Genomic DNA, 15,177 nt, shown 5'->3' with positions numbered 1-15,177 from the left:
GAACCAGTAGAAACAATCTACTGGTTCTACAATGCTTTTCATAATTCAATACACCATTTGTAGCAGCTTTTTTTCTTGAGAATATCTCAGTTATAACTGGATTCATAGGAGGAGAAAGTGTTCTTTGTCCCATCTATAGTCGTTCTCAAAAAGGTCGCCTATGTATTTTCATCGACACGTAATAAAAAAACTCGAAAGGATGAATGCCAGTGGAAGATCTAGATTTTCGCGCTTATGAATTGGAGGAGGGGCGTTGGGTGATACCCCAGGGCGTTTGTTATATGTGTGGCTGCGATACGGATTTTATAGAGTTTGATGATGAGTTTGATGCGACCACAACGGCGTATATGCTTAACGTGAACGAGCACGAGAACGAGGAATATATGATAGAAATGGACATGTGTAACCTTTGTCCGTCTTGTAGAGAGCATTTTATTAAATGCAAACCTTAATTTTCTGGTCTTTTCATACACCTATATAAACAGGATTCACACAGAAACGGGATGGACTTCCCCTCCTAGTACATAAAAAAGATAGACGAGAAGGGAATTAGATTTATGCAAAGTTTCATACAAAGGACCTTCCAACAAGGAGGTCATTTATCTAAAATTGTTGCTGGCTACTCTCCAAGGGCTCCTCAAATCCAGATCTCATCTAAAGTAGGGGAATGTTTGGAAGAGGAAAGACACTTACTTTGTGAAGCAGGAACAGGAACGGGAAAAACTTTGGGTTACTTATTGCCGGCAGCGAAGTGGGCCGTTCAAAACAATAAAAAGGTAGTTATTTGTACGCATACCATCCCGTTAATGAATCAAATTATAAAGACAGAGCTTCCGCGTGTTCAAGATATTTTGCGGATGGAGAATGCGAATCTTCGCTATATGCTGATAAAGTGGAAATCTCACTACTTATGTAAAACAAAATTGAATATTCTAGCTCGTGAAATGACACCAGATACAAAGACTAAAGATGCTGAGGTTATTCAGAGAATCGTAATGAAGGCCGAAAGAGAAAATGTTTATGATCGTGCGGAATTTGGTTTTGAAATTGAGGATCAGCTATGGAATCGCATATCTGCATCCAAATGTGTCCTTCAAAAAATAAGACGGGTGAATGCTCGCTTGAGCGCGATAGGGTAGGACTAAGCGCTGCCCATGTCATTGTAACCAATCATGCGTATTTTTTTAATGATTTGGTCTTAAGAAAAAAGACTGGGAATGGGAATTTACCAACGTATGATGCTGTCATTTTTGATGAAGCTCACGAAATAGAGGATGTGTGCTGTAAAGCATTTGAGAAAAAGGTAGACATCCAGCAATTTGAGACGCTGTTCAACCAGTTCTTTAACCACGATCAGGTACAGAGATTAGGTGTGGAGAGTCGCCTTAAACTCAATGACATGCACCTATCTTTCCAGCGTAAAATTGAAGATCTATACGAAGGAATTTCTCAATATATGTCGCACAATCACGGCAACCAAGCAGGTTTCCATCTTATGTATTCCAGAATTGCAGTGGAGGAAATTTGCAAAGCTCTTGGGGATTTTATTAAGACAGTTAAAGAAATGAAAATTAAGTCCATATCTGAGATACTTGAGCGATTGTTTGAGGCAAATGATAATTTGGATTTCATTGGACAAGTCGAGAAAAGATCATGGGCATATTGGGTCACTACTGATCAGTATGGAAAAATTGTTTTGCATGCAGCGCCTCTGTTTCCTAAAGTAGTGTTGGCATATGGGCTATTCGATAAGGTAACTGTTATATTGGCCAGTGCAACCATTGCCACTGGGGATAACTTTAATGTCTGGAATTTCGTTGTTGAGAGGAAATCCCTATATCCTGAAGTGTTAGTTTTAGATGATAAAGAGGAAGTCGTGATACATGCATCAAACGGATGGATTGATTATCCGAAACGTTGGTCTGTCTTGGATCTAGAACACACATTTCTGAAAAACATAAAAAGAGAATTTGATGCAAATGAATTTTTAAACGCTGCACAAGGACTGGGGTTTCTCCTGGATGGTAATGTTCCTCAATCTATTCAAGAAGTTGATTCTCTGATTATGTCGTTGTATGTGGATTAAACTGACTAGTTATATTTGCAGAAAAGCACTAATGTTTCGTTTCTAAATAATCGCTCGCAAGGGCTAGAGCAACACAGTTTCCAAAATTTGATTCTAACCGTTTGCCTGTGACTTGTGACCCCGTTTACGATTTTTATGGTTCAAGTAGAGATTGGTGTTCTTATGTCACCCTAGTCATTTTGATTTTAATTCTTCCAAGACTGAATTAGTTTGATTGGTCCTAAGGCGTTATAAACTCATTTATCCCTTATTTAAAGCAGGGATACATTGAGTTTCTTTAAAATTAACTAAAAATGGCATTCATAAATTAGTTGGAGAGTTAGCGAGATCGGTAGTTAGAGAATCTACTTTAGATTCAACAAGTACTGAAATGGGGGCAGTGGGATTCGTCATAAAGGCGGGTATGGATGATCTTTCCTTGAAGTGGGAAAATATTAAAAGCAAAATAATAAGATGCGATGTAATTTTTAAGGATGTCCCTGAAGAATGGGTCAAGGAGTGGAGGACGCGCCTACACAGCTTAACCAAAGAATAGGTCGAGAATATTCGATCCCATCGACGATTGCTTGTTGTAAAATTCGGAATAACCGCAATTTTCGCAATAAACGACGACAAATTGGTTGTGCTGAATATCAAACATTTTAGAGAGGCCCGTGCCAGTCATGGCCACCTCTTTCGTCTTGGCGTTTCGGCTGCCGCATTTCACGCATCCCTTTTGTTCATTCATCTCTAATTACCTCCATATTTGCGTTCGCGTTTTGTATTATAATACGGATCGTGTTCAGTCATGGTTGCAAAAGATGGGAATGGTTTTGTTACCCAGCCCTTATATTCTTATAATCCCTCGAAGGCTAGGTCTTAAGGGAGTCACAGCGCTAATTCGAGGGTACCATTATTGCCCCGATTAAGACCACTTCAGTCTGTTGTCAGTCTAATACCTTTCTGTTTTTCTAAGGTTTTAAGAGTGTTCAAAAGAAAGAAGTGGAAATGTAGGTTGACTGCTTCCTCAAGGTATGGTAAAAATAGATTATTAACTAGCATTTAATTTTCTTTGTCGATATGAATTGACGAAGATAAGATTTGGACTTCTTTGGTTCAACACATATATTTAGGCTTATTTAGCCGTGGGATCATGACACCTAGTAGGGTGTTTTTTTGTGTCCCATGGCTTTTTTTTGTCTATTCTTGCTTGGTTCTAAAAATTTGTTTTGGGAGGATGGAAATACATGAGCATTTTTAAAGAGAAAGAGAGTAATAAAGATCATTATGAACATCTAGTCGAAAAAATGAGTCAGATCGTAGATGGAATGATTACGAAAGAAAAATTCCGTGCTGATTTTTATAAAGGGGATACTGATTCAATCAAGCATTACAATACGTTCGCGTGGTTTGTTTATGATTTTGGAACACATCTGCTTCCACTGCAGTGGAAACTATAAGAGAATTCCAACAAAATTGGTTGGAAACGTTACAAGAAGACCTGGGGGATATAAATACATTCCTCTTTGTATGTAACCGTACGACGGGAGAAATGAAACCAATTAATCACCATGAAGATGTTGTGGAACAATTGCAGTATTATATGGCTGTTTAATTGATTTTGGATGCTTTAAGAGGGAATGAGTCTAGAGATTCATTTCTTCCTATAGGTTATCCAAGATAACCTTGTTTTGATGATCTGAAAATTAGGAGGATAAATCCATGAAAAAGATAAATTTATTGTTTTTGTATGAGCAAAATAAAGAGAACTGCAGTTGCTACATTCCAACCATCCAGCAGTATACCATGGGACGCGATATCGAAGATGCTAAGGTTAATGCACTTGAAATTGTACCTACGAATTTAGATGAATCTAATTTATACGAAGCTCATTTCGAAAGAATGGAAATTGCGGGAAATCAGTATGATGCATTAATTGAGAGTAGTGAAGAGAATGACGGAGTCATTTGTTATTTGCCAAATTTTCGCCTGGGCGGAATTGGACGCGATGTAAAGGAAGCGAAAGAAAATGCATTGAAGATTATTGACCTCCAAAATATTCAGAAACCATTGTATAAGGATGCCACATTTGAAATCGTCACTGTTGATTCATACTCCCCGGCGATCAATCCTATTATCAGCTACAATGCTTAATGAAGTGCTAAAATGAGCCTGGCATTCTTATCAAGATGCAGAAGGTTTATAGGTCAGAATGCCAGAGTGAGACGATGATTCGGATAAAGCAAAAAAACGTAAGCTGCTATTAGCTTGACGGCTTTTTTTAGGGTTTTAAATAAGCGCCTGTGTTATTTTGGTGCTATAAATACATAGGCAGATACAAGTCACTCATTTGGGTGGCTTATTTATTGCTTTTTGAAAGGATTTTAGTCTTGAAGAAGAAGCAGAATTTTGCTCCCGTTTAAAGGACCATCAAAACAGCCGAAAAAATGTAAAGGTTGTGTTTGGGGGAGATGGGATGGAGTAAAATAGTTTTGCTTACGTCCACGTCCATATGTTAAAGAGGATAACCTTCCTGAATGCAGAATTTTGGAATTAGACAAAAGCTAGGGAGGAATCTTTTTGAATGTTTTTGAAGGTGCAAATGTTGATATCTGGGGTGCTGTAGGAGGAAACAAATTGTTAATACTCATCATTGCCATAATTTTATGGGGTGTAGTGTGTATCTCCATTAAAAAAATACTGGGAAAAACATTGGCCGGAATCATAGCGAGTGCTGGTGTTTTGGTCATTTTATATTATTGGGGTATTCAATTTCTCAATTAACTTAGCACCCTTGCGGTGCTTTTTCTTTTGCCCTCATACGACAAAACATGAGCCATTTTGAGTGCTCTTCCTATACTCAGGAATGCTAAAAGGAGTGCAGAGAGGGCATACACACACTCTGACAGACTGTTAGCCTGTCACCCGAATAGTGGAAACCAACTCAACATAAATGCATCTTTATTATTTACAAAAGGAAAAAGTCACCTTTTGTCGAAATAATGTATTGAGGTGAGAGTATTGGAAGAACTAATTGAGAAAATTATTGCGTTTAGAGAAGATAGGAATTGGAAAAAATTTCATAATCCTAAGGATCTGGCTATATCGTTAAATCTTGAAGCGAGTGAACTTCTGGAGTTATTCCAGTGGAAGAGTAGCGAGGCAGCCGTGGAAGAGAATTATGAAAAAATGAAAGATGAAATTGCTGATGTGATCATTTACTCTTTAATGCTGTGTCATGATTTGAACATTGATGTTGATTCTACAATTCGAAACAAAATTCAAAAAAATGCCGATAAGTACCCTATAGAGAAATCATATGGATTAAATAAGAAATACACTGATTTATAGGGGGAAGTTTAATGCTTTATTACTTCACGGCTTGTGACAAAAATGCACGTAAACACTACGATGAAACAGTAGCGGTGCCTTATCGAATTGCAGATTTGTTCGATAAATTGGAACCTGAAGTTCAGTCGACATTAACTACTTATGGTCTTAATGAGTACGTTCACATGTGGGGGGCTGTTCCCGGAGATCAAAATATTAAAAGGTGGAGTAGGCTTAAGTCGAATGACGGTATGTTGGTTTATACCAAAGAGGGGTTTACATACTACGCAAAAGTTTTGTGCAAAACACATAATAGGGAAGTTGCAAAGCATGTATGGGGGGAAGATACAAAGGGAAGAACGTGGGAGTATATATACTTTTTAAAAGATTTACAAGAGGTAAGTATCCCTAAAGAAGTGTTCTCTGCTTATTTCGGTTATAAAATTAATTTTACACCGCAAGGATTCAGCAATATTGATAAAGAAAAACTTGGTATCAGGATGAGGCGCTATACAGTCCTTGATGAACTAGTTGATGATTTGAGTAATAAATTTATACTTTCTGAGGATGATCTCGAAGAGAATAATTTTCAAACCTCATTAGAATCTGATTTTAGTAAAATACCTATCGATTCTCCAGAAATAAAGCAACGGAGGAAGAATCCTAAAAAAATAAATGGCATGGAAGCTTGGCCACGAAGTGCAAAAATATCAAAGATTGCATTAAAAAAAGCTAATTTTAAATGTGAAATTGACCAGTCACATATTACGTTTGTTTCTGATGCTAGCAAAGAGCTCTACGTTGAGGCACACCATCTAATACCTATGAAATTTCAGAATGAATTTACAACATCAATTGATACGGAAAGCAACGTCGTGGCACTATGCCCACTGTGTCATAGAAAGATTCATCTTGCACGAAAAAATGAGAAAAAAGAATTGCTTCAAATACTTTATAATAAAAGAATTGATTTGTTACGAAATAATGTAGAAATTGATATCTCGTTAAAAGATCTATATGGATTCTATGCGATTAATTAAACAGCGCCCTTCGGGTGCTTTTTCTTTTGTTCTTATATGATAAACATTCAGAGCCTGCCCTTGGGAGTGTCTTATTGTCAAAACTAATCCACCTAGGTTAAAGATGTCGTCTGACAGGCTCGCGAATATTTATGAATCTCACTCAGACTTGGAAATAATTTAACATATATAGAGGGCAAACCGTCATGGTCTGCCCTCTTTGTTTTTTATGAGTTTTTAGCTTTGACTAGTTCTTTTTTAATTGCTAACCAAGCAACTAGAACTGTACAGATTGCCGGTATAGTTTTGGACAGCAGAACTTGAAGTAAAGCAAAAAGCATAATGCTTGCGAACATTGTTTTTCATCCCCCTTTTATTCTCTACACACTAAGAATCGGAACGACGTGGCAGTTGGTTGTGGAGCATTAAAAAAATATTCAGAGAGGAGCATTCACAAGTGGAAATCAGAGTATTACCGATAGAACAAATCAACGCAGCAGCATACAACCCTCGTGTTGATCTTCAGGTGGTCTTTCCGTTGAGGGATCGCTGCCTGAGACGCTATGGGAAGTTTCACGGGGGGATGGAACAAGTATGTACATCCCACTCAGAAGCCCCTTTACCTGGCTATTCCAATTAAGAATAGCCAGCAGGTAAAGGGAATGTGGTTGTCTATTTCTTTGGCGGCAGCGAATCTACGCTTATGACTTGTGAGCAGGCGGATCGGACATGCCAAACATTGGAGCTCGGCCCGATCTTTTGTTATGTAATTAAGATGCGGTATCAGGAGGCTACAGGAATTAATCCAATGTTGCTATGATGTGTTGATACCTATATATTAAAATGATTCTTTGAAAGTTTGGCCAATAGTTTATAATTGGCTTAACACTAATGAATAGAGGTCTGGTATGTCAATCGAAAGAGACACTATGATCAGTTCTTTAAAGGAAATAGTGATACCTATTCTTAGACAGAAAGGATTCAAAGGATCTTTTCCACACTTCCGGAAAATTGATAAAGAAAAGATTGAACTTTTAACATTCCAATTTGATAAGTATGGCGGTGGATTCGTTATTGAGATCGCGGTTTGCTCTTCAGAGGGATTCACATGTTCTTGGGGGGAGAAGAAACCACCTAACAAAGTTACGGCACATGATTTACATCCTGATAATCGTATGAGACTTAACAATGGCAATTGGTTCCGTTATGACGATTCTAGGCCTGGTGACAATATCTACGTTAGGGTAGCAAGTGATGTTATAAATCACTTTTCAGAAGCTGATCGATACTGGGAGAAGACAGCTCCTTTTACAAAATGAAATGATTTAATGAGACCGCCTCTTGGTGATTGTGTAACATGGCGAGAGAACGGAGTCCAGATAGGTATACAGTTCCAAGAGAATTCCAATCTATTGAAAATATTTAATTGGCTGCCTAAAAAGCATTAGCAGGCTCATAATATTGACCTTATCAAGTCACAGAGCTATACGGCAGGGGAATTACTTGAGCTCCTTATATCTATTCATCCAGACGTATCCTACGCTCTATACACATACTTACGTATGGGAGATACCGATTTAACGTTTAGTGCAAAGAATTCAAACGGAAACGTAGGTAAGAGTGGACAACAAGTGCTGGAAGAACTTAAGGCCATGCTTAATACACTGTTACCTACGACGGGATATCAGCATGGACGGTCATTAAATAAACTAGACACGATCCAGCGGAAAATGATCATGGTTCGTGGCACTTGTGCCAGGGAAGTAGTATTGAATGAGGGATTACTCAGATAAGAATGATACTGCAACTTACGAAATAATACCTTCACAACAAAGATGAAGAGGATTGAAGACTGAACTAGAAGAAATAAATAAAGCTATAGCGGCATTGAAATAAAATCAGTATTACCAAGGTATTAAATAAAATACAACAGAGATATATAGAAAGACCTCTCCGTACTGGAGAGGTCTTTACTCTTATTTATACACATACTTAGATTCCAAGCCCCAATAATCATAATTATAATCCCTTGGATGTTGTATAAGGTGTTTTGAGCGTTCAATCCAGACATTAAGCTCCTCAGTCTTAGCGAAGGTGCTCACCTTTTCTAATAGTACGGATAATTCTTTTATACCTTCCTCTTCTCCAGATTCAACAACATCACCAGTGAAAACATAAAGACTACTTAGAAAAAAAGGAATGTGTTTGCATTTTTCGTCATCGACAAAGTTGCATATCATGGGTATGTTTTCAAAGCTATTCACAGCTAGTTCCCAATCCTGGTCCGGTATTTTCATATCGCTGTATGCCCATATTCTAATTTCCTTTTGGTTTGGGTTCCAAGCATGTTGGGCATCTCTCCACATTCTTATCCACCCTTTTCAATTGAGTTCTCATTCTCCGATAGTGCAATAATGATTGCCACCTTAAAAGGAATAGGTAAATTCACTGCCTTAAATAAATAAGAATATTGTAGACACTATGTGCAATCGTTGGAGCCCATATCGAAGAAGTCTTTTTATATATAAATCCAAGAATGTATCCTACGAGAAATATGGTCACATAGTTAAGAAGTGAATATCCTGAAATAATACCTATTGGAAAGTGTACCCCCATAAAAAGTATGGCTTGTATGAAGTTATTTCCTTTTACCCGATGGTCTCTTAGTTTATTCATAATGAATCCTCGGAACACCACTTCTTCAGAAAATGCCGCTAATGGTGTAATGATCCATCTGATTCCTATGTCAAATTTAAAACCATTAAAGATAATAACCTCGATTACTACCAATAATAATCCAATAATTCCGCCAGTAAATACTCCCTTGATAATATTTTGTTTTAATTTTATGTAGTCAATGATTTGTTGCAACCTTACTCGATCGATATATACGAAATAAATGACTACCAGCCCGATCCAAAAAATCAGTTTTATTAAGAATGATATCAAATAAAGATTCAAATCAGATATTTTTGGATGGAATGTTAGTTCCTTAATTGTCCAGCCTATGTAAAAAAACAATATAAAGAGAATAAGTTTACTTTTAGTCATTTTGTTGTTTCCTTTAATGAATTTCAGCTGATAGTTTAATATTACCATAAATTGTTCTGTAACTCTAAATATCTGTAGTGATTTTAGATTGGCGTTTATTGGGGATAAATAGAACAATGTTTCCCTTTAAAATCCGCAGCGTTATAGTAACAAAACCAATTTAATATATAAGTATGAAAGCCTCTGATAACTCAGGGGCTTATTTTGCGTTCAAAGAAAGGTGAGAACAGGTATGGATATACATGCAATTCACGGAGTACGAGGTTTTATTGATGGAAACGGAACGGCACAATTGAGTTTAGAGGATGTTTCCCGTGGGCTTGGGTTTGTTCGTTCAGCAGCCAGTGGCAATAAAGTTGTAAGGTGGGAGCGAGTGAGAGGGTACCTGCAAGATTTTGGCGTACCCACAAGTGGGCACAGTAATGAAGTTAGGAAAGTTGGCCTGCCTGAATTTATTCCTGAAAACATCTTTTATCGCTTAGCAATGAAAGCAAAAAATGAAGTAGCAGAAGCCTTTCAGATTAAGATAGCTGATGAAATACTGCCGTCGATCAGGAAGCATGGAATACATGCTACGGATAATGTAATTGACAATATGCTTAATAATCCTGACTTTGGAATTGAACTGCTGACTAAGCTCAAGGAAGAACGTGCTGCCAGAGTACAGGCGGAAAGAACGAATGCAATTCTAATGCATGTTAACAAAACCTATACCGCGACAGAGATTGCGAAGGAACTTGGGTTCAAGTCAGCGATTGCGTTGAATAATGATTTAGGAAATCGAAAAATTCAATTCAGGCAGAATGACACATGGTTGTTGTATAGCAGATATGCAGATTGCGGCTATGTTGAAATCAAACAAGAAGTACTTGATAACGGTAAAGTTATCTATCATCGTAGATTTACTCAATTAGGCCGTGAATGGCTTGTGAAAATTTATAATAAGGAGCAATTAAAGGCATCTACAAACTAAAGGTGTCTTTTTTTGTGTCTGAGGGAGGCGATGAAACCCATGGCAAAGATAAAATCCACATTAGACATACAACTGGATCTAACCAGACCTGTTGAGGATTTGACTGAGGTTATTTCTGCTGTCATTGCTTCACAGCCAGCACGACGGAAAGAAATACTTATAGGTTTGGATATTGCGGTAGCAAATGCATTAGCAGAGATACAGGCCCAAGAGGAAAAGGATCAAAAAGCAAATGATGATAGCTCAGGAAAAGTTTCCTGAACGGGGAGACGGGGGGAAAGATGGTTGGATAAGTGGGAGATTTTTAAGTTTGGTACTGCTTTAGGAAGCAGCGCTATAACGTATTTTTACGGTGGGTGGTCGGGAGTATTGGGGGTGTTGCTTGCACTGGTCATTATTGATTATGTGACCGGATTATTTGCCGCTGGCGCAGAAGGTAAGAAGGGTACCGGACCCGGTTTAAAAAGCAAGATTGGTCTCATCGGTATCGCTCGAAAGGTATTTATTTTTGCAATGGTAGCAGTATCCCATCTGATTGATGGAGTCTTAGGCTATTCGCACCTATTCCGGGATGCAGTCGCCTATTTTTATATGGCAAATGAGCTGCTGTCCATTTTGGAGAATGGTGGCAGACTCGGCGCTCCTATCCCGCCTGTAATCCGACAGGCCGTAGAAGTTTTGAAAAGTAAAAGTGGTGAGGAAGGAGAGAAAGAGGATGCAACAACGAAACAGCCGTAATGCCCAAGGAATAGACGTATCCCGTTATCAAGGAAAGATTGATTGGAAGGCGGTCAAGGCAGATGGTATTTCATTTGCCTTCATCAAGGCCAGCCAGGGACAACGTTACGTCGACCCGACATTTATTACAAATACAAAAGGAGCCAGAGCAGCCGGGGTATTGTTGGGAGCATACCATTTTGTCGATGCAACCAGCGTTGAAGCTGCAAAAGCGGAAGCAAGGCATTTCGCTGAAGTGCTGGAGCAGATTGGCGGCGCAAAAGCGCTGGACCTTCCAGCAGTGATGGATTATGAAAACAATCCCGGCAACCTGTCCAAAACAATTATTAGTGCTGTAGCGTTGGCTTTCCTTCTGGAGCTGGAGCGACTTACAGGACGAAAGCCGATTATCTATACAGGCAATGCATTTGCAGCTAATTTTAACGCCTCATTGGGCGGTTACCCATTATGGATAGCCCGGTATAGTGACACTCGCGTCCCTAGCGACACAGTGACATGGAAACGTTGGGATATTTGGCAATACAGCGACAGTGGCAAGGTAGCTGGGATAAAAGGGAACGTGGATATGAATGAGTATGACGTTACAGCGGACGAGCTGCGTAAGCGATTCGGCGCTGTTGTCCCTGCACAAGAGACAGAATCCGTTACATCCGGCATATTCCGCGTCAATGGCAAAGAAGCGGGGAAAGCGCTTCTATATGGGTCCAGAACTTATGTGCCGCTGCGGTCATTAGCAAATGCCTTGAGCTTGTCTTATCGTTGGGACAATACCAGTAAGGAAGCCTATTTAAATGGGTCCAAGCTGCAAACTGTCCAACTTGTAGAGGGTACAGCGTATGTGCAGCTCAGACCAATTGCTGATGCTTATGGGGCGGTAGTGTCTTGGGATTCAAAAAATAAAATCGCATCGTTGAAAACGAAAGGGGAAAAGTAATCATGTAAACAATTATCGAAACTGTACAGCCTTACGTAAATACCATTGTTACAGCAGCTGCGGGTGTGCTTACAGCATTTATTTTAGGAGGTCTGAACAAACTCAAGACTAAGGTTAACGCGTGGCTAGAAGCGCGTACAACGGCAGCACAACGCGAGGTAATCCATAAAGTAGCAGGGGAGGCTTTTGCACTTGCTCAGACTACGTTTAAAGAAGCGGGAGGAGAACGTAAGCTTCAGGAGGCTTTGCAATATGCATCCTTGCGACTGACGGAACAAGGAATTGTGGTATCGCCTACGGAGTTGCAAGCAGCAATTGAGAAGGCATATCTGGAGTATAAAGCTAAGACAAAGACAGTGCTGACTACCGAAGCTCAGCCAAGTGAAGAGGCGACACAGGCCGCAGCTAAAGAAGCTGTATCTGGCCTGGCTGCAAAGCTTAATGATTTCTTGGCACAAGCCACGGCAGAGGTAGCATCTGTTGTTCCTGCCCAGGTGCATTCTGAACCTGAGCCTATTTCAGCATCGGTAGAAGCTGTTCAAGCGGCAGTAACGGCGGAATAAAAAAATAAAACAAAGGCTCCGGCAGTAGATGCACGGAGCTTTTGTTTTATTTTAGCGATAGATTTCCGTCTGCATTGTTCCATCCATTAACTTTCCCGTCTTTGAAACTCACACTTGAATTTCCATAAAACCATCTTTCAAAAGGACCAGCATAGTTTACTGTATTAGCAGTGCCCATTATCTTCTCCACGGTGTCCATTGAATCACCTTTACTGAATGTCCCTCTATCCCGATTTCTAACACCTGCAAATTCACTCTCTGAGGGGCTTTGATTTACAGATGCACTTTGGTTTTTGATTTCATCAAGTTGTCTCTCTACAGAAGCCATTACATTCTGCGTGATTTGTTCTTTCTGTTTGTCAATTTCCATAGATATTTCACCTTTATATTGTTCCATTTTGCCAATTGCAGAATCAATATCAGGGGTGTTTTGCCAGCCGTCTTGAGTCAGAATCTTTGCTTCTCCAGTTAAACGATTGATCATTACAGGGTACTTTTGATCTAATTTATCGTATTTGTACATAGTGGGATAAATAAAAAGTCCAAATAATACAATAGACGCTAATACGAGAGGATAGATAGAAACTATTCTCCAATTTATCCGGATCTTTTTACGTTCATTTTTGATTTGATTTACAGTTTCCAAAGTAGTAATCCCCTTTACATTGGATATTCTAGTCGTAGTCTATCAGAACTAGGGATATTTATCCACATACAAAGCAAGATGGTTGTTCCCCTTACTCAGAATACATTTAAAGAAATTGTATTGAGCCTTAGCTGCAAAGCTTAATGATTTCTTGGCACAGGCTACAGCAGAGGTAACGCCAGTTGGTCCGGTTCAACCTGAACCGGACCCTATTTCTACGCCAACTCAACCTGTCCAAACGCCTGTTTCTGCGGAATAAACTATAAGTAAATACCCTGATGGCTTCAGCTAGCGGGGTTATTTTTTGCTTGTAATACGAACATTTGTTCTGTATAATTATCAGTAAAAGTATGGTAAAAAAGATTCCAATATGAGTTCACTAATGGTATATTTTAGGTGTGGAAAATCAAAATATACAGATAATAGGTGAAAAGAATGACAGAAAAAATAATGAATCCAATAGCGGAAGGTGTTCAAGTTATTCCGAATTATTCGGAAATTCTCTCCTCAACCGTTAGTGAAAGCTACCCGAAATATGCGAGAAAAAAGTTATTGAAAGAAATGGAAAAAAATGAAGTGGTGAGGCTTGAAAAGAGCAAAAAAACTGCTGAAGGGAAAAATGTTTTGGACTTATCGGACATTGAAGATGAAGGGAATCAACTTTCAGAAGGAATTGTAAGAGCTCAAACGGTGGTGAGACACGTCGAAAAGGACGAGTTTTTGAAATCGTATAAGTTTGCAGCTGTCTTTTCCGTTACTGAGATTGATGAAGCTCTTATCGAAGTAGGGCTAGCATCAGGGGGAATTGTTGATTATTTTTCGGATAATCGTCCCAATGATTACGTTTTTGATGAAAAATTATATAAATCAGTCATTCCCACTAAATATGCAATTGGGAATATTATCATGTTTAAATTTAGCCGACTTCTTTCAGGGTTTCCTCCCAATACTGAAATCAAGAAGCAATACAAATATCCTATTATTGCTGTCTATCACAAACACCTTAAAGCGCTTGAAATTAGATTGGATAGAGTCAAACCTTATTTTCAAGACGATGAATTTTTTTACACTCAGCAAATTGAACTTGTGTTAAATTGGTTTAAAAGGAACCTAGATTGTCAGTTCGAAAACATCAACTTTCCCGCTGTGATCGACTACGTCATTAAGACTCTTGAGCAAGACGAAGTAAGCGTGCACTCTCAATCCATGAGTTTACCCAATGGAGGAAAGGCGGTTCTTGATACAGGGGCTGATGAAAACTATATACTTCCCTTGCTTGGGGAACTCAAAGAACTAATTAGGTCGCATGAAGAACTTTTTGATAAAAGCCCAGAAATTAAGCAAATTCTTGATGGTTTCATCGCAGAAATTGAGACAAATGCCAACTTGCCATGGATAGCATTAATATGGAAAGGTACCGACAAAGGCAAAAGCACAACAGTTAAGTTTAAACACGATTATTTAAATCAGGAATATAGCTTTTTGCAGTATTATGGACAACAATCCAATATGGAGAAGATGAATAATGTCACCGACTATATTATCAAGAATAAAATCGAGTTTGACCGACTCGAAGATATTGCCAGATCGGAAGATGACGGATCTACTGAAGATCCTATCAACGTATAAAAAGGGGCAGCTTATTTATCCAGGTGTCTTGATAAGGCGATTGAATGTAACTATGTCAGTCGCATATCAAGTGTTGGAAATAATCAAGCGTTTGAAGATTATTATTGTTGTCTTTGAAGTATATTGTCATCGTTGTGGGCGATTTACTGGTGAGATATACAATACAATTGGCGAAATTCCTGAATCTGATTATTGCGAAAACTGCGATTCTGAATTAACATCTATTCAA

At 38.7% G+C, this 15,177-nt stretch carries 19 protein-coding genes and 1 pseudogene; 16 read left to right on the top strand and 4 right to left on the bottom strand.

The genetic code is table 11. The features are described from left to right. The first annotated feature begins 209 nt into the window (after positions 1-209). The 3 genes from ACWGXJ_RS25905 to ACWGXJ_RS25895 all read left to right on the top strand — a co-directional run bounded on the left by ACWGXJ_RS25905 (position 210) and on the right by ACWGXJ_RS25895 (position 2,086). The gene (locus ACWGXJ_RS25905) at positions 210-452 is read left to right on the top strand and encodes a hypothetical protein (protein WP_452568066.1); all 243 of its coding nucleotides are present in this window, start codon (positions 210-212) and stop codon (positions 450-452) included. A gap of 105 nt (positions 453-557) precedes the next feature. After that, complete coding sequence (locus ACWGXJ_RS25900; protein ID WP_452568065.1) at positions 558-1,139, top strand: DEAD/DEAH box helicase; 582 nt, start codon at positions 558-560, stop codon at positions 1,137-1,139. Next, positions 1,061-2,086, top strand: a complete 1,026-nt coding sequence (locus ACWGXJ_RS25895) for a hypothetical protein (protein WP_452568064.1) — start codon at positions 1,061-1,063, stop codon at positions 2,084-2,086. The genes ACWGXJ_RS25900 and ACWGXJ_RS25895 overlap by 79 nt, the downstream gene beginning before the upstream one ends. A 520-nt stretch (positions 2,087-2,606) precedes the next feature. On the opposite strand, the gene ACWGXJ_RS25890 is transcribed toward ACWGXJ_RS25895, so the two are convergent. After that, positions 2,607-2,813 carry a zinc ribbon domain-containing protein gene (locus ACWGXJ_RS25890; RefSeq protein ID WP_014600317.1) on the bottom strand — a complete coding sequence of 69 codons (207 nt, stop codon included), beginning with the start codon at positions 2,811-2,813 and terminating at the stop codon, positions 2,607-2,609. A 499-nt stretch (positions 2,814-3,312) separates the two neighbouring features. Here ACWGXJ_RS25890 and ACWGXJ_RS25885 point away from each other — a divergent pair, with 499 nt between their 5' ends. The 7 genes and pseudogenes from ACWGXJ_RS25885 to ACWGXJ_RS25855 all read left to right on the top strand — a co-directional run bounded on the left by ACWGXJ_RS25885 (position 3,313) and on the right by ACWGXJ_RS25855 (position 7,733). Then, positions 3,313-3,525: a hypothetical protein gene (locus ACWGXJ_RS25885; RefSeq protein WP_452568063.1), complete on the top strand. Its 213-nt coding sequence runs from the start codon at positions 3,313-3,315 to the stop codon at positions 3,523-3,525. A 262-nt stretch (positions 3,526-3,787) separates the two neighbouring features. Continuing rightward, on the top strand, positions 3,788-4,219 hold the full coding sequence (locus ACWGXJ_RS25880; RefSeq protein WP_452568062.1) for a hypothetical protein: 432 nt from the start codon (positions 3,788-3,790) through the stop codon (positions 4,217-4,219). Positions 4,220-4,645: 426 nt separating this feature from the next. Further along, the gene (locus ACWGXJ_RS25875) at positions 4,646-4,849 is read left to right on the top strand and encodes a hypothetical protein (protein ID WP_254348865.1); all 204 of its coding nucleotides are present in this window, start codon (positions 4,646-4,648) and stop codon (positions 4,847-4,849) included. Between the two features lie 237 nt (positions 4,850-5,086). Continuing rightward, positions 5,087-5,416 carry a nucleotide pyrophosphohydrolase gene (locus ACWGXJ_RS25870; RefSeq protein ID WP_452568061.1) on the top strand — a complete coding sequence of 110 codons (330 nt, stop codon included), beginning with the start codon at positions 5,087-5,089 and terminating at the stop codon, positions 5,414-5,416. Positions 5,417-5,427: 11 nt separating this feature from the next. Further along, complete coding sequence (locus tag ACWGXJ_RS25865) at positions 5,428-6,435, top strand: HNH endonuclease (RefSeq protein WP_452568060.1); 1,008 nt, start codon at positions 5,428-5,430, stop codon at positions 6,433-6,435. Between the two features lie 507 nt (positions 6,436-6,942). Next, positions 6,943-7,234, top strand: a pseudogene (locus tag ACWGXJ_RS25860) (DNA methyltransferase); the annotation flags it as partial. 88 nt (positions 7,235-7,322) lie between these two features. After that, the gene (locus ACWGXJ_RS25855; protein ID WP_452568059.1) at positions 7,323-7,733 is read left to right on the top strand and encodes a DUF4304 domain-containing protein; all 411 of its coding nucleotides are present in this window, start codon (positions 7,323-7,325) and stop codon (positions 7,731-7,733) included. Positions 7,734-8,390: 657 nt separating this feature from the next. Here ACWGXJ_RS25855 and ACWGXJ_RS25850 read toward each other — a convergent pair. Both ACWGXJ_RS25850 and ACWGXJ_RS25845 read right to left on the bottom strand, forming a co-directional pair. Then, positions 8,391-8,780: a hypothetical protein gene (locus ACWGXJ_RS25850; protein WP_452568058.1), complete on the bottom strand. Its 390-nt coding sequence runs from the start codon at positions 8,778-8,780 to the stop codon at positions 8,391-8,393. A gap of 79 nt (positions 8,781-8,859) precedes the next feature. Next, the gene (locus tag ACWGXJ_RS25845) at positions 8,860-9,465 is read right to left on the bottom strand and encodes a CPBP family intramembrane glutamic endopeptidase (protein WP_452568057.1); all 606 of its coding nucleotides are present in this window, start codon (positions 9,463-9,465) and stop codon (positions 8,860-8,862) included. A 232-nt stretch (positions 9,466-9,697) separates the two neighbouring features. Between ACWGXJ_RS25845 and ACWGXJ_RS25840 the strand changes: the two genes are divergently transcribed. Genes ACWGXJ_RS25840 through ACWGXJ_RS25820 form a run of 5 tightly spaced genes read left to right on the top strand, consistent with a single transcriptional unit; the run spans position 9,698 to position 12,673 of the window. Next, positions 9,698-10,438, top strand: coding sequence for a phage antirepressor KilAC domain-containing protein (locus tag ACWGXJ_RS25840; RefSeq protein ID WP_452568056.1), 741 nt, complete (start codon positions 9,698-9,700; stop codon positions 10,436-10,438). 39 nt (positions 10,439-10,477) lie between these two features. After that, a complete protein-coding gene (locus ACWGXJ_RS25835) occupies positions 10,478-10,699 on the top strand; it encodes a hypothetical protein (RefSeq protein WP_452568055.1) in 222 nt (73 codons plus the stop codon). Positions 10,700-10,723: 24 nt separating this feature from the next. Continuing rightward, positions 10,724-11,176, top strand: coding sequence for a phage holin family protein (locus ACWGXJ_RS25830; protein WP_452568054.1), 453 nt, complete (start codon positions 10,724-10,726; stop codon positions 11,174-11,176). Beyond that, positions 11,154-12,110 (top strand): GH25 family lysozyme, encoded by a 957-nt coding sequence (locus tag ACWGXJ_RS25825; RefSeq protein WP_452568053.1) that lies wholly within the window; start codon positions 11,154-11,156, stop codon positions 12,108-12,110. The genes ACWGXJ_RS25830 and ACWGXJ_RS25825 overlap by 23 nt, the downstream gene beginning before the upstream one ends. 11 nt (positions 12,111-12,121) lie before the next feature. Further along, a complete protein-coding gene (locus ACWGXJ_RS25820) occupies positions 12,122-12,673 on the top strand; it encodes a phage holin, LLH family (protein ID WP_452568180.1) in 552 nt (183 codons plus the stop codon). Between the two features lie 46 nt (positions 12,674-12,719). Here ACWGXJ_RS25820 and ACWGXJ_RS25815 read toward each other — a convergent pair whose 3' ends face one another. Continuing rightward, complete coding sequence (locus ACWGXJ_RS25815; protein ID WP_452568052.1) at positions 12,720-13,319, bottom strand: hypothetical protein; 600 nt, start codon at positions 13,317-13,319, stop codon at positions 12,720-12,722. A gap of 435 nt (positions 13,320-13,754) precedes the next feature. Between ACWGXJ_RS25815 and ACWGXJ_RS25810 the strand changes: the two genes are divergently transcribed. Next, entirely contained in the window at positions 13,755-14,948 is a 1,194-nt protein-coding gene (locus ACWGXJ_RS25810) for a hypothetical protein (protein WP_452568051.1), read from the top strand. Positions 14,949-15,177 lie beyond the last annotated feature (229 nt).

It is taken from the genome of Paenibacillus sp. S33 (assembly GCF_053615415.1).
The sequence above is the reverse complement of the archived record's forward strand: the minus strand, read 5'-3'. Positions and strand labels throughout refer to the sequence as shown.